This is a genomic window from Leucobacter fengyongliangi, assembly GCF_050971685.1.
Taxonomy (GTDB): Bacteria; Actinomycetota; Actinomycetes; order Actinomycetales; family Microbacteriaceae; genus Leucobacter.
In genome coordinates, this window is sequence record NZ_JBPCEU010000001.1 from 112733 (window position 1) to 130813 (window position 18081).

General features: G+C 61.1%; 14 protein-coding genes. 5 read left to right on the forward strand and 9 right to left on the reverse strand.

Annotated features, from left to right (window positions below; genetic code table 11):
• Positions 1 to 32: 32 nt before the first annotated feature.
• The 3 genes from ACR0R4_RS00490 (at position 33) to accC (ending at position 3605) form a co-directional block, all read left to right on the forward strand.
• The gene (locus tag ACR0R4_RS00490; RefSeq protein WP_433645361.1) at positions 33 to 1553 is read left to right on the forward strand and encodes a hydroxymethylglutaryl-CoA lyase-like TIM-barrel protein; all 1521 of its coding nucleotides are present in this window, start codon (positions 33 to 35) and stop codon (positions 1551 to 1553) included.
• Positions 1554 to 1558: 5 nt separating this feature from the next.
• Entirely contained in the window at positions 1559 to 2092 is a 534-nt protein-coding gene (gene accB, locus ACR0R4_RS00495; protein WP_433645362.1) for an acetyl-CoA carboxylase biotin carboxyl carrier protein, read from the forward strand.
• A gap of 166 nt (positions 2093 to 2258) precedes the next feature.
• Complete coding sequence (gene accC, locus ACR0R4_RS00500; protein ID WP_433645363.1) at positions 2259 to 3605, forward strand: acetyl-CoA carboxylase biotin carboxylase subunit; 1347 nt, start codon at positions 2259 to 2261, stop codon at positions 3603 to 3605.
• A gap of 186 nt (positions 3606 to 3791) precedes the next feature.
• Here accC and ACR0R4_RS00505 read toward each other — a convergent pair whose 3' ends face one another.
• From ACR0R4_RS00505 to ACR0R4_RS00515, 3 genes are read right to left on the reverse strand one after another with little or no spacing between them, the layout of a single operon-like run.
• Positions 3792 to 4553, reverse strand: a complete 762-nt coding sequence (locus ACR0R4_RS00505; RefSeq protein WP_433645364.1) for an SDR family NAD(P)-dependent oxidoreductase — start codon at positions 4551 to 4553, stop codon at positions 3792 to 3794.
• Between the two features lie 53 nt (positions 4554 to 4606).
• Positions 4607 to 6061 carry an NAD-dependent succinate-semialdehyde dehydrogenase gene (locus ACR0R4_RS00510; protein ID WP_433645365.1) on the reverse strand — a complete coding sequence of 485 codons (1455 nt, stop codon included), beginning with the start codon at positions 6059 to 6061 and terminating at the stop codon, positions 4607 to 4609.
• 28 nt (positions 6062 to 6089) lie between these two features.
• Positions 6090 to 7181 (reverse strand): zinc-binding dehydrogenase, encoded by a 1092-nt coding sequence (locus ACR0R4_RS00515; RefSeq protein ID WP_433645366.1) that lies wholly within the window; start codon positions 7179 to 7181, stop codon positions 6090 to 6092.
• 298 nt (positions 7182 to 7479) lie between these two features.
• Here ACR0R4_RS00515 and ACR0R4_RS00520 point away from each other — a divergent pair, with 298 nt between their 5' ends.
• Positions 7480 to 8211 (forward strand): N-acyl homoserine lactonase family protein, encoded by a 732-nt coding sequence (locus tag ACR0R4_RS00520; protein ID WP_433645367.1) that lies wholly within the window; start codon positions 7480 to 7482, stop codon positions 8209 to 8211.
• A gap of 527 nt (positions 8212 to 8738) precedes the next feature.
• On the opposite strand, the gene ACR0R4_RS00525 is transcribed toward ACR0R4_RS00520, so the two are convergent.
• From ACR0R4_RS00525 to ACR0R4_RS00535, 3 genes are all read right to left on the reverse strand, one after another.
• Positions 8739 to 11300, reverse strand: a complete 2562-nt coding sequence (locus tag ACR0R4_RS00525) for an ATP-binding cassette domain-containing protein (protein WP_433645368.1) — start codon at positions 11298 to 11300, stop codon at positions 8739 to 8741.
• A gap of 89 nt (positions 11301 to 11389) precedes the next feature.
• Positions 11390 to 12649 (reverse strand): substrate-binding domain-containing protein, encoded by a 1260-nt coding sequence (locus tag ACR0R4_RS00530; protein WP_433645369.1) that lies wholly within the window; start codon positions 12647 to 12649, stop codon positions 11390 to 11392.
• A gap of 50 nt (positions 12650 to 12699) precedes the next feature.
• The gene (locus ACR0R4_RS00535) at positions 12700 to 13749 is read right to left on the reverse strand and encodes an ABC transporter permease (RefSeq protein ID WP_433645370.1); all 1050 of its coding nucleotides are present in this window, start codon (positions 13747 to 13749) and stop codon (positions 12700 to 12702) included.
• Between the two features lie 292 nt (positions 13750 to 14041).
• Here ACR0R4_RS00535 and ACR0R4_RS00540 point away from each other — a divergent pair, with 292 nt between their 5' ends.
• Complete coding sequence (locus ACR0R4_RS00540; protein ID WP_433645371.1) at positions 14042 to 15844, forward strand: sigma-54-dependent Fis family transcriptional regulator; 1803 nt, start codon at positions 14042 to 14044, stop codon at positions 15842 to 15844.
• Between the two features lie 76 nt (positions 15845 to 15920).
• Here the strand turns inward: ACR0R4_RS00540 and ACR0R4_RS00545 are convergent, their stop codons facing one another.
• The 3 genes from ACR0R4_RS00545 to ACR0R4_RS00555 all read right to left on the reverse strand — a co-directional run bounded on the left by ACR0R4_RS00545 (position 15921) and on the right by ACR0R4_RS00555 (position 18080).
• Positions 15921 to 16325, reverse strand: a complete 405-nt coding sequence (locus ACR0R4_RS00545; protein ID WP_433645372.1) for a Fur family transcriptional regulator — start codon at positions 16323 to 16325, stop codon at positions 15921 to 15923.
• A 70-nt stretch (positions 16326 to 16395) separates the two neighbouring features.
• Positions 16396 to 17223 (reverse strand): metal ABC transporter permease, encoded by an 828-nt coding sequence (locus ACR0R4_RS00550; protein WP_433645373.1) that lies wholly within the window; start codon positions 17221 to 17223, stop codon positions 16396 to 16398.
• Entirely contained in the window at positions 17220 to 18080 is an 861-nt protein-coding gene (locus tag ACR0R4_RS00555; protein ID WP_433645374.1) for a metal ABC transporter permease, read from the reverse strand. Before ACR0R4_RS00555 ends, ACR0R4_RS00550 begins: the two co-directional genes overlap by 4 nt.
• Position 18081 lies beyond the last annotated feature (1 nt).

Here is an 18081-nt window from a genome sequence, read left to right on the forward strand (position 1 = left end):
TATGAAAGTACTCACTACAAAGGGGTGTGACGATGACGAATGACCGTGAGTCAATTGCGTCGATAATGAGCACGGGCGGACGTCCCGTTGGCAGCGAACGTGAGATCCGCATCATTGACACGACGCTGCGCGATGGACATCAAAGCTTGTGGGCGACTCGGATGCGCACGGACCACATGCTTTCAATGGTGGATGACTTCGCGGCTGCAGGTTTCGAGCAGGTGGACCTGGTTGCTCCGATTCAGTTCGATGTCTCGGTGCGCTACCTGAAGGAGGATCCGTGGGAGCGGGTGCGTTTGATGCACCAGGCCGCCCCGGGCCAGAAGTTTCGTGCCCTGATCCGCTCTCGCAACATTGCGGCGTTTGACTTCCTCGCGGATGACATCATCGAGAATTGGGTCGACCGATTGTACGCGAACGGATTCCGCGTGATCGGTTCGTTCGACGGCCTGAACGACTACGACAACATCGTTCCGGGGCTGATTCGGGCGAAGAAACTCGGCGCGTCGACGTTCGGGGCAGTCTCGTTCTGCGAGTCACCGGTGCACACCGACGAGCTCTTTGTCGCAAAAACAAAGGAGCTCATCGAGCGCGCCGACGTGGACGCGATCATGCTGAAAGACGCAGGCGGCCTCCTCACTCCGGAACGCACGCGCGTGCTGGTGCAGAAGATGAAGGCCGTGATGGGGGATCGCACCCTCGAGGTGCACACGCACTCGATGACCGGGCTTGCCCCGCTCGTGTACCTCGAAGCTGTCGAGGGCGGCGCTGACGTGCTGCACACCTCAATCGCCCCGCTTGCGAATGGCACCGCACAGCCGGCGACCCAGCGACTCGTGAAGGATCTGCGTGCGCTCGGATACGTCGTGAATGTTGACGATGCCCGGGTGGATGCGATCAGCAAGCGCATCACTGAGATCGCCGAGACCGAGGGAAAGCCGCTCGGCGCTCCGATGGAGTACGACGGCATGCACTACATGCACCAACTCCCCGGCGGCATGCTGTCGAACTTCCACATGCAGCTCGAGGCGGCCGGCATGAGTGATCGCTTCGAAGAGCTCCTTCTGGAGACCGCTCGAGTACGTCAGGAACTAGCTTTCCCGATCATGATCACGCCATTCGCGCAGCACGTGGGCACGCAGGCGGTCATGAACGTCATCACCGGCGATCGCTACAGCATCGTGCCGAACGAGGTCAAGAAGTACGCCCTCGGCTACTACGGCAAGCTCCTCGCCCCGATCGAACCGAGCGTGCTGGAGTTGATCCTGAAGAACGGCGCATCGGACATCGCGTCGGAGCCCACCACCATTCCCCCGATGCTGCCAGGGTTGCGCGAACGGTACCCGGATGCATCGATCGATGAACTGTTGCTGCGCGCGATGTTCGCGGGCACCCAGGTCGACGAAATGAAGCGGACGGTCGCGGCTGGCGGGAACCCGGATGAGGTGCCTCAGCCGCTGCTCGGACTCATCAAGGCGCTCTTTGCGAGCACCGACTCCGGCGTGCAGATATTGAAGACTGGCGATCTCGAGATCGCCCTGGAAAAGGAGTAACAACCATGTCGGTAAATGCAACTGATATTCGTGAGCTGAAGGCGATCGTCGACTGGGCGAGCCTGACCGAGGGTGTGCGCGAGCTGTCGCTGAAGGTGGGCGATGTCGAGCTGTTTATTTCGAAGAATGAGCACACGCGGAATTCCGCAGCCTCCTCCGCTCCGGTCGCCGCCCCCGCTGTGTCCCCGGCACCAGCTGCAGCTGCTCCGGCCGCAGCTCCCGCACCGGCAGCTGCGGCACCCGCTGCCGCGCCCGCTGCGGCACCTCAGAAGTCGTCGGAGCTGGTGCTTGCGCCGGGCGAGATCGTCGTAAAGTCGCCCATGGTGGGTACGTTCTACGCTTCCCCGCAGCCTGGTTCCCCCGCGTTCGTGTCGGTGGGCGACACCGTCGCGCCCGACACAGTGACCTGCATCGTCGAGGTCATGAAGTTGATGAACAACGTTGAGGCTGGTGTCGCCGGCACCGTCGTTCAGGTGCTGGTCGAGAACGAGGCTGCGGTTGAATACGGTCAGCCCCTGATTGTCATCAAGCAGGCCTAGTCGTCACGATCACGGCATGTCGTCGGTGGGGTGTTTCGCTGTTGCGGGGCACCCCACCTGCCGCTTCAGGGTCACATCGCTCTGACGGCGAAGCAAATATCTGTTCTTCCGAACCGGGTGCCGAGGCAGGCTCCGCGAATCGGAGCGCGAAAGGAAAGTGTGAGAAATGGCTCTGCAGAGTGTACTAATCGCCAATCGCGGCGAAATCGCGCTGAGAGTGGTGCGTGCCTGCAAGGAACTCGGAATTCGCAGTATCGTGGCCTATTCCGAGGCCGATGCGGACTCGCTCCCAGTGAAGCTCGCTGACCAGGCGGTGTGCATTGGCCCCGCAAACGCAAAGCTCAGCTACCGGGATCCGCGCCTAGTGATCAGCGCCGCACAGGCGTTCGGTGCCGACGCGATCCACCCCGGCTACGGCTTTCTGGCGGAGAACGCCGAGTTCGCGGCGCTGTGCGAGCAGGAAGGGATGGGCTTCGTCGGTCCGTCCTCACAGGTGATCTCCCGCATGGGTGACAAGATCGAGGCCAAGAAGATCGCTCGCCAGGCAGGGGTGCCCGTCGTTCCCGGCTCTGATGGCGCGATCAGCGACTACCAGGAGGCCCTGCAGGTCGCGACCGAGGTGGGGTACCCTCTGCTCATTAAGGCCTCTGCGGGCGGCGGCGGGCGGGGTCTGCGCGTCGTGCAGGCAGCAGAGACGCTAGAACGAGATCTGTCGGAAATCATGTCAGAGGCGGAGGTCGCGTTCGGGGACCCCTCGGTATATATCGAGCGGTACCTGACGGACATTCGACATATCGAGATTCAGGTCATCTCCGACGGGGAGACAGTGTTGCACCTTGGCGAGCGTGACTGCACCGCGCAGCGCCGCAACCAGAAGCTCGTTGAGGAGTCGCCCTCTCCCGTGCTCGATTCGGAGCTTCGTGCGGGGCTCGCGCAAGCCGCGGTCGCATTGTGCGAGGAGGTCGGTTACAAGAACGCGGGTACGGTCGAGTTCGTGTTCGACAACGTTGAGCGCAAGTACTACTTCATCGAGATGAACACCCGCATCCAGGTTGAGCATCCGGTGACAGAAATGGTCACCGGCATCGACCTGATCAAGTGGCAGCTGCGGATCGCAGGCGGCAAAAAGCTCGACCTTTCGCAAAGCGATATCCGCCTCAACGGCCACGCAATCGAGTGCCGCATCAACGCGGAAAACCCAACTCAGAACTTCGCGCCGAACCCGGGGCAAATCGACAAGTTCCGTGCGCCGGGTGGGTTCGGTGTGCGCTTCGATTCACACATCGAGGCAGGGTATAGCATTCCTCCGTTCTACGACTCGATGGTGGGCAAACTCATCTGCTGGGGCAACGACCGAGACGAAGCGATCACGCGTATGCTGCGCGCGCTCGACGAGATGGTGATCGAAGGGGTGGTCACCACGGCCGAGTTCCAGGCCGAGATCCTCGACAGTCCCGGCTTCCGTTCAGGAGAGTTCAACACCGGGTACGTAACGAAGCTCCTGAGCGAGTAGCCGCGAAGCTGAAGGGCCGATGGGTATTTCTCCCATCGGCCCTCACTGTGGTCGAGTATCCGTCGGTGCGCGACGCAGTGACACGGGGAAGCAGCCGGAAACTAGAAATGTGGTGGGGGCTCCGCAGAGCTCCCACCACATTTTCGTTCGGTCTGGGCTTCTTGGGCCGCGGTCGATCCGAATGAATCAGAGAACGGTCCAGCCGCCGTCGATCACGTAGGAAGCGCCATAGACGAAGCTCGACTCGTCGCTCGCGAGGAAGAGCGCCAGATTTGCAACCTCTTCGGGCTGGGCGTGGCGACCCGCGGGCACGGAGCGGATCGAGTCCATGACCGCAGCGTCACCGGATTCCAGGATGGCCTTCGTCATTCCGGTCTCAACGGCCCCTGGGCAGACGGCATTCGCGCGGATACCTTGCTTGCCGTAGTCGGCTGCGAGTTGCTTGGTGAATCCGATCACCCCATGCTTGGCTGAGGTGTAGGCGATTCCGCCGCCGCCCGCGACGAAGCCGGCGATCGATGCGGTGTTCACGACTGAGCCGCCACCACCTGCAATCATGGTCGGCAGGAAGGCCCGAGACACCAGGAACATGCTCTTCAGGTCGACCCCGATGATGCGGTCCCACAACTCCTCGCTCGTGTCCAGGAGCGGTGCGTAGCCGTCAAGCATTCCCGCATTGTTCACGAGCACATCGATGCCAGGCAACTCCGTGATCACACGTTCGCTCGCGGCCGTCACCGATGCACTGTTTGAGACATCGCAGGCCACGGCAAGCGCTTGGCCGCCGGCCCCGCGAATGAGATCCGCTGTTGCTTCGGCGGTCTCAAGGTTCAGGTCGAGTACCGCGACGCGGGCACCCTCTTGCGCAAAGCGTTGAGCGATCGCGCGGCCCATCCCAGAGCCGCCACCGGTGACCACTGCGTTCTTACCTTCAAGCCTTCCGGCCATGAGTGAACTTCCTTTCTTTTCGGCGCGTCGTCGCGCCGGTAAACGTAGGTGTCTTATGCCAAACCGGCGAGGGAGATGTACTTGATGTCCATGTACTCGTCGAGCCCCCAGTGCCCGCCTTCGCGGCCGATGCCGCTCTCCTTCACGCCACCGAACGGTGCCTGCACCGCCGAGATCATGCCGTCATTGGCACCGACGGTGCCGTACTCCAGCGCCTCAGAGACACGGACAATGCGGTTCACGTCGCGGGTAAAGAAGTAGGCGGCGAGACCGAACGGAGAGTTGTTCGCCTGCTCAATGACTTCCTCCTCGGTGTCGAACTCGAAGATCGGCGCGACCGGGCCGAAGGTCTCTTCACTCGCCACGAGCATGCTGCTGTCGACCCCGCGGAGCACCGTCGGCTCGTAGAAGTGACCGTTTGCGAATTCCTCACCTTCGGGACGATGCCCACCGAACAGGATTTCAGCACCCTTCGCGAGTGCGTCGGCGACGTGCTCCTCAACCTTGGCGACCGCGGGCCCGTCGACCAGCGGACCCACCTCAGTGCCTGGGGCTATACCGTCTCCGATCGGCATCGCACGGAGCTTCTCCACGAATCGCTGTGAGAACTCAGCTGCGATACCCCGCTGCACGTAGATTCGGTTGGCAGAAACGCACGTCTGGCCCATGTTACGCATCTTGACCGCTACCGCCTGATTCACCGCGTGCTCCAGGTCAGCATCTTCAAACACGATGAACGGAGCGTGACCGCCCAATTCGAGTGACAGCCGTTTCATCGAGTCGGCACCCTCGCGCATAAGGATCTTGCCAACTTCGGTTGACCCGGTGAAAGACACCACGCGAACCCGCGTATCCTGCATCAGAGTCGGGCTCACCCGCGAGGCGCGAGAACTCGTGATGACCTGCAGCACGCCGTCCGGTAGCCCTGCCTCGGTGAAGAACCGACCGATCTCCAAGGCAGACAGAGGTGTCAGAGCGGCTGGCTTCACGATCATCGTGCATCCGGCGGCGAGCGCGGCACCCAACTTGCGCAGGATCTGCAGCGACGGAAAGTTCCACGGGGTGATCGCTACGGAGATGCCAGCCGCTTGCTTGATCGCAACGATGCGCTTGTCTGGCCCGGTCGAGGGAACGGTCGTCCCGTATGCTCGGCGCCCTTCCTCAGCAAACCAGTCGAGAAAGTCGAGCCCATAGTTAATTTCACCAATTGACTGAGCAACCGGTTTACCCTGCTCTTCAGTCAGGATCTCAGCGAGACGCTGGATGTTCTCGCGACCAATCTCGGCAGCACGACGGATGATCCGCGAACGCTCGAGTGCCGGAGTCGCCGCCCACGACTTTTGCGCCCGCTCTGCGGCGTCTATTGCCTGCGTGACATCTTCGGCCGAGGCATCAGCGATGCGGACAAGCTCGGCGCCAGTCGAAGGGTTCGTAACTGGGAATGTCTCCCCGGAGACGGCATCTCGCCATTCACCGTCGATCAGCAACTTGCTCAGGTAGGAAGCCATAGTTTGTGTCCTCGGTTCTCTCGGTCAATCAGTTAAATATGATGGATGCTCTGGTGACCTTGCGAGCCTCGCTGTCCGAGATCGCGGTCGTCAGATCTTCAAATGGATACGTGCGTTCGGTGAGCGACTCGAACGGATAGCGATCCTGGGTGCGGAGCAGGAAGGCGAGGGCCTTTTGCAAGTACCACGGGTCGTAGCGGAGGACGCCGTGAATGGTGAGGTTCTTCCGAGTGATAAGACCAGGCGACAGGGTGACTTGGAAGCCCTCACCGACGTTCAGGTTTCCGACCGAGACGATCTCCCCGCCGACGCGTGCGAGTTCCACCGATTCGGGGAATGCTGCAGCGACACCGGTGACTTCCAGAACCACGTCAGGTCCATCCCCGTTCGTGAGTTCGAGTACGCGTGCGACTCGAGCCTCCACGGTCGCGTGTTCCCTCATGTCGACGATCTCGTCGGCGCCGAAGTTCCGAGCGAGCTCAATGCGCTCGTCCACACCTTCAACCACTAGCACGCGGACCCCGCGTTCTTTAGCGACCGCGGCAGCATAGAGACCGAGTCCGCCGGCACCCTGGATGAGCAATGTTGACCCAGCAGAGAGCCGAGTCTTGTCGAGCGCGAAGATCATCTGCGACAGCCCGCAGTTTGCTCCAGCAACCACCGCATCGGAGAGCCCGTCGGGGACCTTGAAGAAGTACTGATCCGGATGAAGGTAGTAATGCGTCGCGAAAGCCCCTGTGAAGTGCGGTGCCAACTCCGGGTTCTTCGCCCACTCGCGTAAGGAATTCTGGCACATTCCGAACTCACCGCGTAGGCATCTCGCGCACTTGCGGCAGGTGATGTAGTAGACCGGGGCGACACGGTCGCCCACCGCTACCGGCTGGCCAGCGTTGTCCTTGGTGATTTCACTCCCGAGTGCGCTAATTTCGGCGACGAATTCGTGCCCAAGCGCCGCCTCTCGGAGTGCAGCGCTGTGGTAGTGAAACTGGTGAATATCGGATCCGCACACATTCGCGCGTCGGATCTTCAGCACGACTGCGTCAGGTGCCGGTGTCGGTACATCGAAGTGTTTCACTTCGATCTGCGACGGGCCGACGAGCGCTGCGATGCTTCCCTGCATGATGGCTCCTCATTGATCTCTTACTCACGGGTTTCGGCTGTGAATCCATGCGAGTAACCGTGTGCCCAATGCTAGGTTCGCGGCCCCCGGGCAGTGTGTCCTAGTTCGGTACACACCGCGTGAAGTGGCCGATTCCCACGGCTCGATGATTCAAAAAGGGACAACTGGATCCGCGTATTCAGAGACAGACTGAATCTCGTACGACGACGTACGCCGACGAGATGAAAGGACCACGTTCGCTATGAGTAATCACGGACACGCTCTCCGACTTTGGGCTCTCGATTCACCGACATTGACAGTGCAATCGGAAACCCTCCTCTACGGAACCAGTGGTGAGATCACCATCCCGGTTCCTTCCTTCCTGATTCAACACCCCAAGGGCCTCATCCTGTTCGACACGGGACTGCACCCCGATGCCGTTGAGGATCCCGAGAAGGCCTACGGCAAAGAGCTCGCCAGTGTTCTGGGCATCGGTGGCGGCCCGGACGCGCGCCTCGACCGGCAGCTGGCCGCACTGGGCTTCAAGCTCAGCGATGTCACCCACGTGATCTCGTCGCACGGCCACTTTGATCACACCGGCGGCATCCATCTCTTCCCCGAAGCGAAGCACTACTTCGGCGAGGGTGAGCTGCGCTTTGCGCACTGGCCCGATCCGATCCAGTCTTTTGTGTATCTTCCGGAGGTCCTCAACCATCTCCGCGCCCTCGATGTGCGCGAGGTCGTCGGAGAACTCGATCTCTTCGGCGACGGTGCCATCACGATTCTCCCGACTCCCGGTCACACCCCCGGCGAGGTCAGCTTGGTTGTGCGCCTCAAGTCTCGTACCTTCATCCTGACCGGAGACGCAATCCACTTGCGTGCGGCGATGGAGCAGGAGTTCCATTTCCCAATCGACTCCGATACTAAGGAAGCACTTCGATCGCTTCGCAAGCTCAAGCAGCTGAAGGAAACCCTCGACGCCACCATCTGGATCAGCCATGACCCAGATGACTGGGCGGAGTTCGCGCACGCGCCGGGCTTCTACGAGTAGGGCTCCGAGGATGACGATTCTGGTCGATTATCGCTGCAAGCATTGCAGCACAATCACCGAGGCCTTCGTGGAGTCTCCGGCACCGTCTGAGCGTCTGTGCGCGACCTGCGGGGAGACCAGTCAACGTGCCTGGTCCCCCGTGGGCCTGATCGCTGGCTCCTCGAGTGGAAAATCAGCACCGCAGGCACCGATCGCTAAGTCAGGTGGGCGTTCACTGTGTGCCACGAACCCCGGCGTTCCGGGGCTCTGCCACATGTCAGAGAGTGCTGGCCGCGCCTGGATCGCGCGGTACAAGGGTGATGGGCGTTCGCTCGATCGCGAGCTCGAACTTCAGGAGAAAGCCGCAAAAGTCAGTACGCCGACCATGAGCGATGCAATCTCGCACAACCACAGCCATCCTGCCTCACACACACCCAGTCACGACCACGACTAACGCACAATCAACAAAGCAGCGGGGGGCGGTGTGGCGGCCGCCGCTGCTTTTTTTTTTTGGGGGGGTGTGGTACGACAGCTCACACCCGCCTGTCTCACGCTGAAGTGCGCTTCTTCTTCGACTGCACTCGAATCGAGTAGCTGGCCATGGCGATCAGAGTGACGACTCCAATGAAGACCAGGTTTGCGCCCTGGGAGATGCGCAGCACCACGGAGAGGGTCATAGCGAGCCCAAGTAACAGCGACCCGAGGAGTACGCCAATCAGCGTGCCGCGACCTCCGAGCAGGCTCGCGCCACCGATCACCGGTGCCGCGATGGCAAGCAGTGTGTAGGTATTTCCAACGGTCGCGTCGCCGATACCGACCTGCCCTGCAAGGAACACACCCGCAAGAGCCGCCAGCAACCCGCACAAGACGTAGGCACCGCCACGAACAAGGTTCGATCGGATCCCCAGACGCTCTGCGTAGAGACCATTCATTCCCACCGCACGCACTCTCATGCCCATTCCAGTGCGCCGCAGTGCCAGATCTCCAACAACCGCGAGAACTGTCAGGAATAGGAGTGCGACCGGGAGGATGCCGATACTTGCGGTGAGTGCAGACATCATCTCGAAGCCAAATCTGCCGCCTGGGGTTGGACGCAAAGCCAACGCGATACCACTCACAATGCCGAGAGTTGCAATGGTCGCGATCACTGCGGAGAGTCGCATCTTCTCAACGAGCCACGCGTTCACCAATCCGACTACTGCACCACAGGCAAGTGACGCGATGAACGAGACAACTATCGACTGAAAAACTCCGCCGGACTGCACCACAAAGGAAATAACGACCACGCTGAGACTCATAGTCGCTCCGACAGACACATCTATTCCCCCAACCAGGAGAACGAAGTACTGCGCTATCGCCACCGCTGCCAGGGGTGTCGCAATGACAAGAATGTTCTTCAACCCAATTTCCGTCAGGAAGCTAGGATTGACAGAACCCGCAAATGCGCCGATGAGCACGATGAAGAGCGCAAGAACACTCAATCTGATTGTCTCTCCATTGCGCAACCAGCGTGGCACCTTCGAGTCACCCGAGACTTCCAACTTCATGAGCTCGGTGGAGAGAATCTCTCCTTCTTCGTGGACCCGAGATTCCACGGCGAATGAACCGACGATCGAAGTTTCGGTCGCTCCCATTCCAGGCATCTCGTCAATGATCTGCCCTCTGGACATGACAACGATGCGATCTGCGACACCTGCAAGTTCAGAAGCATCAGAACTTACGATGACCACTGAGTTGCCAGCGTCGGCACATTCGCGGAGCATGCGGTAGATATCCATGCGCGAACGCACATCTACACCCTGAGTCGGCTCGTCGATGAGGAACACCTGCGGTTCGGTCGCAAGGGCTCGGCTGATAGCAATCTTCTGCTGGTTTCCGCCAGAAAGTGAGCTTGGCAGATGCGAGGGACTTCCTAACCGAATGCCGAACTTCTCGATTTGATCCTTGATGAAGCCTCGCTCTGGGCCACCACGAGTAAAGCCCGCGGTCGAGATCTTGTCCAGCACGCCAGCGGTCAGGTTCTCCTGAATCGTTAATGGCTGGAAGAGTGACTCCTGCTTCCGATCCCCGCTGAGGAAGATCACGTGGTTTGCGGTTGCCTGCTTGTAATTCTTGATGGCCTTGACACCGACGCGCAGGTCACCCGATGCGAGTCCGAGACCGGCAAGACCGCGCAGAAGCTGCGCTTGGCCGTTTCCGTCGGCTCCAGCAATCCCGAGGATTTCTCCGCGACGGAGTTCCAGAGTCACCGGACCGAAGTTCTCGCCACCGATTCGATCCGCCTGAAGCACAGCCTCAGCGGCCGAATCAAGTGCCCGGCGATCAGGAAACTCCATCGAGACCTTTGTGCCAGCCATGAGATCAACGATCTCGGCGGGTGAAGTTTCGTCTGCCCTCAGCGTGTCGACGAAGTTGCCGTCTCGCAAGATCGAGACTGTGTCAGCGACGCGGAACACCTCGGAGAGGCGGTGGGTCACAAACAGGACGCCGGAACCCTGGGAAGCCGCCACGCGCATGAGTTCGAGCACTCGATCTACACCCGCGGAATCGAGCGCTGAAGTGGATTCGTCAAAGAGCAAGACCCTGGGTCGCGCCATGACCGCGCGAACGATCTCCAGCAGCTGCCGGTCTCCGGGCGCAAGTTCTGCCACCTTCAACAGCGGATTGAGGTCAAGATCATAGTCTGCAAGCCGGGCTCTCGCCCATTGGAAGACCTCACTGAACTTTGGTCGTTGCGCCTGCGGGGTTCCGATATACAGGTTCTGCGCAACTGTGAGGTCGTTGAGAAGGGAGCCATCCTGGAACACAGTGAACGCACCAGCGCTCTGTGACTCAACGGGGAGGTGTTTATGCAACTGTCGGTCGGCGATCTTCACGCTACCCGTTGTGGGAATCACAGTCCCGCTCACTATTCCGACGAAGGTCGACTTGCCGGATCCATTCTCGCCAACGAGCGCTCGCACTTCGCCAGCATCAACTGTAAGTGACATCTCTTTGAGCGCCATCACCGGACCGTATTGTTTGCTTAGTCCGATGGCCTCCAGTGCCACCTCGCGGTGCTGGCCCTCCCGCACGAGCGTTTTGCCCGGCTGCGCCTTGGTTGCTTCCATGTTGTCCTACGCTCCTTGCAGGAAGAGGTCTGTGAGTGTTGGGGTGCCGGCCACTTCAACAGTGGCCGGCACCCCGAAGCGCGTGAGCGCTACTGGGTCATACCGATGATGACGTCTTCGGGAATCAGGGCGCTCCAACCGGGGAAGTCCCCGGGCAGATCTGCCTGGTAGATACCCTTTTCAGCCTTGATCACCGGGAGCTGCAGCGGAGTACGCTCAGGTACGTCGCCACCCGCGAGGATGGTCATTGCATTTGTGAGTGCCAGACGTGACTGGTTGATGAGCGCGTTGGTGTAAAATAGATCGAATTCCTTGTCGGTACCGAGACGGGACTCCCAAATGCCGAAGAACTCATTCATTTCGGTCCAGGTGAGGATCGCGGGGACGCTTTCACCGGCCTGATCGTACGCGTCAACAACCTGCGGCATCGGGTCCGAGTAGGTATTCAGGATCGCCTTTACCGGAACACCCGAGGAAATAAGTGCAGACGACGCTGCAGCCACGCCGGGCCGTGACCAGTCAGTGTCTTGGTTGAACCCGATTGAGGGCCCGCCATCCGCGAGCTCCTCTTCGAGGCAAGACTGCACGAGCGTGTCCTGCGGGTTACCCGGGGTGCCGAAGAAGAAGGCGATCTCGTCGCTCTCGGTCAGACCCAGGTCGTCCTTCAGCACGCCACCCATCGCGGTTCCCGCGTCGCACGCCTCTGCGTAGACCTGGTTGTTGATAACGTCGCCACCCACATCCGGGGTTTCACCCACGTAGGTAGTGATCACGGTTCCAGCGGCTTGCGCTTCCTGGAACACCGGTGCCATCGCCGACCCGAAGGGATTGTAGCTCACGATCGCGTTGACACCGTCGGCAACCATGCTTCGTACAGCTGATTGCGCCGAAGGCAAGTCGTTGACGAATGCGTAGGTGATGGTGCCGACCTCGGGGTAGGTCATCGCCTGCAGCATGACATTCATTGCCGCAGCTGTCTGCCACAGGTTGTCAACCGCATTGAAGGTGCCCACGTGAATGTCACCGTCGCCGATGGTGCACTGCGGCTTCTTCCAGCATCCGAGTGCCGTCTCGACCTGCTCGGGGGTGAGCTCGACCGATGCCCGGGCGAACCCTTCAAGCGTCTCCTCCGGAAGGTCCGAAATCGGGAAATCAACACCGAACGCAGTGTTCACAATCTCCTGGACAACAGCTTCATCATATTCAAAGCTTGTGTCGATCTCCGTGGCAGGCGCTTCTTCGCCGCCGGTGTTTCCACCTGAGCTGCAGCCCGTGAGGATGAGTGCCAGGGCAGAGCCAGCGGCGAGAACCGTCGCGGCCTTCCGCCATTTGCTTTCGCTAGACAGCATTGTCTTCTCCTTATTTATGTGGGGTTGTGAAGATTCGGGGGGGGGGAACCCTACGTCGTCTGCAAGACACTTGCGTCTGTCGTGGGTTGTTCTTCGTCGGGCTTGACCCGGGAAGTTTTTGCGGCACGCGGCCGCATGAGGAGTCCGACGCCGGCGAGACCCAAGGCCAAAACCACGCCCTGCACGAGCAGTCTCGCGCCCGTGGAGTAGCCCATCACTGCGAGACCGTGATCGAGCAGGATGATGAACGTGGCGCCAAGGAGGGTGCCCATGGGGCTCACCCGCCCGCCGGTGAGTACTGCGCCACCAAGCACCACTACAACGATGCTCGAGAGGAGGTATGGCCCACCGGATGACATGTCGGGGGACGCGATCTGCCCAGCCATGAGCACACCGCCGACGCCTCCAATTAGCGCCGCGATCACCCAAGCCGAGACTCGATAGCTCCGGTGGGAGACACCGACGAGTTCGCTTGCCCGGGCAGAGGCACTGGCCAGAACCAATCGACGGCCGAGTACGACGCGACGCACGAAGAGCACAGTGAGTGCTACCAGCACAACTGCGGTAATGAGGATGATACTCACGCTGAAGGCACCACCACGCACCCAGCCATACAGTGCCTCCGGAACACGTGTGGTGTTGAGCGATGCTCCACGGTAGATAATGGTCGCACCCATGATCACCTGTCCGGTAGCGAGCGTGGTCACGAGCGGGTTGAATCCCATCACCTCAATCAAAATTCCGTTGACCAAGCCGATGATGATGCAGACAACGGCGGCCACCAGGAGAGCCCAGGGCAACTGTGCGTCAAGCCCGCCTGACTCCTTGAGCATGATGATTCCCATGAGCGTCACGACGTGCGGGACACTCAGATCGATCCCGCCGGTGCCGATCACAAACGCCTGGGCAAGTCCGATGATGACCATGATGCCGAGGAGCGGGGTAAGCGTTGACAGCGTCCGAGGGTCAAACAGGTTCTGTCCGGCCACAAACTGAAGGAACAACACGAGCAAGACATTCGCTGCCAAGATCACCTTGAGCGGTGTCCACTGAAACTGTAGGCGCGACCGGCCTGCTCCGGTTGCGGAAAGCTGCGACATTCAAGCCTTCTTTCATTAATATCGTGCGGCACTGCACTTCGTCCGTTGTCATATGAGGTTGCTCTAACTCCAGGAGCGACACCCAAACTGCTTTTCTCGGAGCATTACGCTGAGCAGTCTCTCAACAAGAAAAGCAATGGCTGGGCAGTTTGACCCAAAACGAGACAGTGGCCCACGCCTTCGTTATCTTCTCGACACAATTGAATCCAGCAGCGGAGCGTACTATATTGCTTACCCCCTCAGATTTGATTGTCACAATGAAGTGCGAAGGAGGTTCAAAATTTCTGGGTCGTTGAATACTGACAAGATTCGTGAGCGGTTTCTCGCAGGTGAGTCTCTCGATGCCAACCAAGAGTCACTGATTCGCGAACCCATCCTCCGCTCATGGAGGCGCGCACGGCTCTCTGGAGCGACGGATCGATCCGCACGGCTGCCCTTCGGTTCTGTCTCCGTGAGCGATTCGGTGCTGATGCAAGCAGCGGATCCGGTTCTCTCCGCACTGGCAGAAGATCTGCTTCTTGACCAGTCCAGTTTGTTGGTGGCGGATCGACACACTCACATACTTCGCACATGGGCGCCTGACGCAATGTTTAGCCGTCGAATGGAGAGTATCGGATCTGCTCCCGGCCATTTTGCAACGGAAGACGTTGTCGGCACAAACGGGATTGGAACTCCTGTCGAGGAGCGCCGCTCGTACACAGTCATCGGTGCAGAACACACCGCCGACGTGCTCACTGACTTCGCCTGCTTTGGCGCCCCGGTTTACAACCCGATCTCGAAGCGCCTCCAAGGTGTCATCACCCTGACCGCACTGGCCAAGGACGCAAGCCCGCTCCTTTCCGGCTTGATCAACCATGCCGCCCGCACCATTGGAGAGAGGATGCTCGACCTTTCGAGCATCCGGGAACGTGTGCTCTTCGACAAGTTTCTGGTTGCTTCCAAGCAAAGCCGAAAGACCGCCGTTGTCGGCGGAGACATCCTCCTCGAAAGCCCTGGTGCCTCTGAACACCTGCGCAACATCAATCAGAACGTGCTCTGGGCAACGATTTCGGAAAGCCTATCGACGAGTCATCCCAAACGGGTTCTGCAGTTTCCCACCGACACTGAAGTGGTGGAGATTCTCTGCTCTGCTGTCATCTTCAACGACCAGATCATTGGCGCCATTATCGAGATCCTCGATCAGGCGGTCTCGCCGGAAGCGAAGAAATCATTCGCTGCTGAGCCCGTACGTGAACGCTGGGCACCTCTCTCTAAGAGCCTCCCCGGAAGCAGCCCGGCATGGCTCTCCACGCTCGAGCAGGCTGAGGCCGCGATGAAGGCAAGTATTCCGGTTGTGGTGTTTGGGGCTCCCGGCACTGGCAAGACCACACTACTGCACAACATGCTTGAGCGCCTCGTCGCAGACCGCCGCCCGCTGATCATTGATGCGGCCACGGCCGTGGAGAACGCGAATGGCTGGATCGAGGAGCTTCAAGAGGCGTTCACCGAGGGCGCACCTCTCATTCTGAAGCACATCAACCTACTCGACGACGACACGGCGAGGCGCACCACGGAGGCCATTCTCCGTATGCCTCAGCAGCTCGAACGTGGTTTGCTACACGCTACCTCGAGCGCTCAGGGGCTCCATCCGATCTCGGATGAGCACCAGGCCTTGCTTGATGTTCTCGCGGTCGGTCGAATCGACATTCCCAACCTTCGTGAGCGTAAACAGGACTTCCGTGCGCTGCTCAAGCTGCTCGAGCATCGATTCGCCTCTACGAAGAGCATCACCTACACCCAGGGGGCATTCAATGCGCTCACGCGCGCACCCTGGCCAGGGAATTTGCGACAGCTCGAATCGGTCATGCGCGGGGTATTCGCGCTCGGGCGCAGCTCAGAAATCACTATCGACCAGTTGCCGCCATCGATTGCGGAATACGCGTCGCGTCGTGACCTCACAATGCTCGAGCAACTTGAGGTCGACGGCATTACCAACGCACTCATCAAGTGCGGAGGCAACAAGGTCGTAGCGGCCGAGATGCTGGGGGTTTCCCGATCGACGCTGTATCGCAAGATGGGCACATACAAGCTTGATGCCGAGAGGTTCTTCTTCTAGCCCGGTGGTCTTGCTCATTGCTCTGGCCAAACTAACCTGTCTAACTTGGACAAGCAGCGGAGACACCCCCGAACCTTCACTTTCGGGCGCACGACTCGCACACCCCAAAGAGATCCACCACATGCTCGATGTCGGTGAAACCATGCTCGGCACCCACCCGGCTCGACCACTCCTCCACCACGCTCGCCGAAAGCTCACGGGTGTCGCCGCAACGACGGCAAATGAGGTGGTGGTGGTGCCCCTCCATCGCGCACGAGCGAAACAGGTTCTCGCCCTCGGGCGACTGTAGCGAGTCGGCCTCGCCTGATTCGGCAAGGCCGGCAAGCGCCCGGTAGACGGTCGCAAGACCGATGGTGGATCCCGCCTCGCGCAAGCTCTGATGCAACTGCTGGGCACTGACAAAGCCGCGCGCCTCGGCGAGCGCCGCACGCACCGCCTCGCGCTGCCAGGTATTGCGTTTGGGCTGGGTTTCCTGCGTCATGAACCAGTCACCTCTCCGTTTACTCCTCCGAGGCTACCTGCTTGCCCCGAATGCGGTGCGTGCTTCCACTTCACCTTCCCTCGGTCGCGGCGAACCGACGGGTGCGGCGCGAACGCGCCGCGATCCACTGCGCCACAAATGCGAGCAGGAAGACGCCAGTGGTCACAAGCCCGATCGCGCCGCCCGCGGCCACGTCGAACTCGCGCGACACCCAGAGCCCGGCAAGACCCGAAGCGACGCCGATGACCGCCGCGATCGGCGGAATAAGCCACAGGTTGGGTGCGAGGATGCGGGCGGTCGCGGCGGGAGCGATCAGGATCGCGACCCCCAAAATCGCGCCGACCGCTGGCATCGCAACCACGACCCCGGCTGCCACGACACCCGTGACCACGAGCTCCACTGGCCACGAACGGAAGCCCGCGGCGGCGAACCCGACCGGGTCGAAGGTGTGCAGCAGCACCCCGCGCCCTGCGACGAGCATCACGAGCAGCGCGAGCACCAGCACCACCGCGGTGGCCGTGACATCGGCGGTGGTCACCGCGAGCGGAGAGCCGACGAGCAGCGCCTCGACCGGCACCCCCAGCCCGGGGTTGAGGCTCGCGAGCATCGTGCCGAGCGCGAAACCGAAGGAGAGCACGACCCCGCTCGCCACCTGTTTGCCCTGCCCCGGGATCCGCGCCAGGAGCGTCATGATGAGCACGAGCAGGCCAGCAAACAGCGCCTGCCCGATCAGGAGATTCCAGCCGACCAGGGCGAAGACGACGCCGCCGGGGAAAGTCGCGTGGCTGAGCGCCACCGCGAAGAACGAGCGGCGGCGCAGCACAATTAGAGTGCCGACCACGCCGGAGAGCAGGCCGAGCAGCGTGATCTCGAGTGCAGCGAGGGCGAAGTAGTTCATGCGCGGCCTCGCGATCCGCCGGCGAATGCGAAGCGTGCCATCGCGGCCAGGCCGTAGATCACAACGAGAAGCAGCACGACCACGGCACCGGGAGACACGGTCGCGCCGACGTCGACCGACCAGGTGAACGATAGCCACAGCCCGGTGATGCCGGCGACCAGGGGCACCAGGATCGCGATCGGCACGAGCAGCGCGAAGCGCGGAGTCAGCAGCCGTGCGGCAGCCATCGGCACTGTGAGCAGCGCGATCACCATGAGCACGCCGAGTGCCTGCACGCCGGCGACGACGAGGAGGGCGACCGAAACCCCCAGCGCGAGGTCGGTGCGAAGGGTGCGAAACCCTGCGGCCTCGAAGCCCGCCGGGTCGAACGCGCGGAAGAGCTGCGCCCGAGCCGTCAGCAGCATCACCGCGACCGCTGCGATCGCGACAACCACCGTCTGCCAGAACTGCGCCTCGGTGACCGTGAGGAGTCGCCCGAAGAGCAGCTCCTGCAGCTGCGAGACGTACCCCTCCTGGCGCGAGACCAGCACCACGCCGAGGCTGAACAGGCCCGTCAGTACCACCGCGATCGATGCGTCTGCGCCCAGCCCGCCGCGCCGTTCGAGCACGGTAAACAACACCGCTGCGGCGAGCGCCGCCACCACCGCGCCTGGTAGCAGGCCGGCTGTGCCGCCGATCGCGGCGCCCACCACGAGCCCCGGGAACACCGCGTGCACCAAGCCATCGCTCACGAACTCCAGCTCGCGCAGGCTGATCCCGAGGCCGACCACCCCGGCAGCGATCGAGAGCACGACCACGGTGGCGAGCCCACGCGCCATGAACGGCAGCTGGAACGCCTCGATGAAGCCGAACTCCACG

Excerpts from the sequence above, each read along its gene's own strand:
- ACR0R4_RS00490 (WP_433645361.1), top strand. The coding sequence starts at position 33 with ATGACGAATGACCGTGAGTCAATTGCGTCGATAATGAGCACGGGCGGA.
- accB (WP_433645362.1), top strand. The coding sequence starts at position 1,559 with ATGTCGGTAAATGCAACTGATATTCGTGAGCTGAAGGCGATCGTCGAC.
- accC (WP_433645363.1), top strand. The coding sequence starts at position 2,259 with ATGGCTCTGCAGAGTGTACTAATCGCCAATCGCGGCGAAATCGCGCTG.
- ACR0R4_RS00505 (WP_433645364.1), bottom strand. The coding sequence starts at position 4,553 with ATGGCCGGAAGGCTTGAAGGTAAGAACGCAGTGGTCACCGGTGGCGGC.
- ACR0R4_RS00510 (WP_433645365.1), bottom strand. The coding sequence starts at position 6,061 with ATGGCTTCCTACCTGAGCAAGTTGCTGATCGACGGTGAATGGCGAGAT.
- ACR0R4_RS00515 (WP_433645366.1), bottom strand. The coding sequence starts at position 7,181 with ATGCAGGGAAGCATCGCAGCGCTCGTCGGCCCGTCGCAGATCGAAGTG.
- ACR0R4_RS00525 (WP_433645368.1), bottom strand. The coding sequence starts at position 11,300 with ATGGAAGCAACCAAGGCGCAGCCGGGCAAAACGCTCGTGCGGGAGGGC.
- ACR0R4_RS00530 (WP_433645369.1), bottom strand. The coding sequence starts at position 12,649 with ATGCTGTCTAGCGAAAGCAAATGGCGGAAGGCCGCGACGGTTCTCGCC.
- ACR0R4_RS00535 (WP_433645370.1), bottom strand. The coding sequence starts at position 13,749 with ATGTCGCAGCTTTCCGCAACCGGAGCAGGCCGGTCGCGCCTACAGTTT.
- ACR0R4_RS00545 (WP_433645372.1), bottom strand. The coding sequence starts at position 16,325 with ATGACGCAGGAAACCCAGCCCAAACGCAATACCTGGCAGCGCGAGGCG.
- ACR0R4_RS00550 (WP_433645373.1), bottom strand. The coding sequence starts at position 17,223 with ATGAACTACTTCGCCCTCGCTGCACTCGAGATCACGCTGCTCGGCCTG.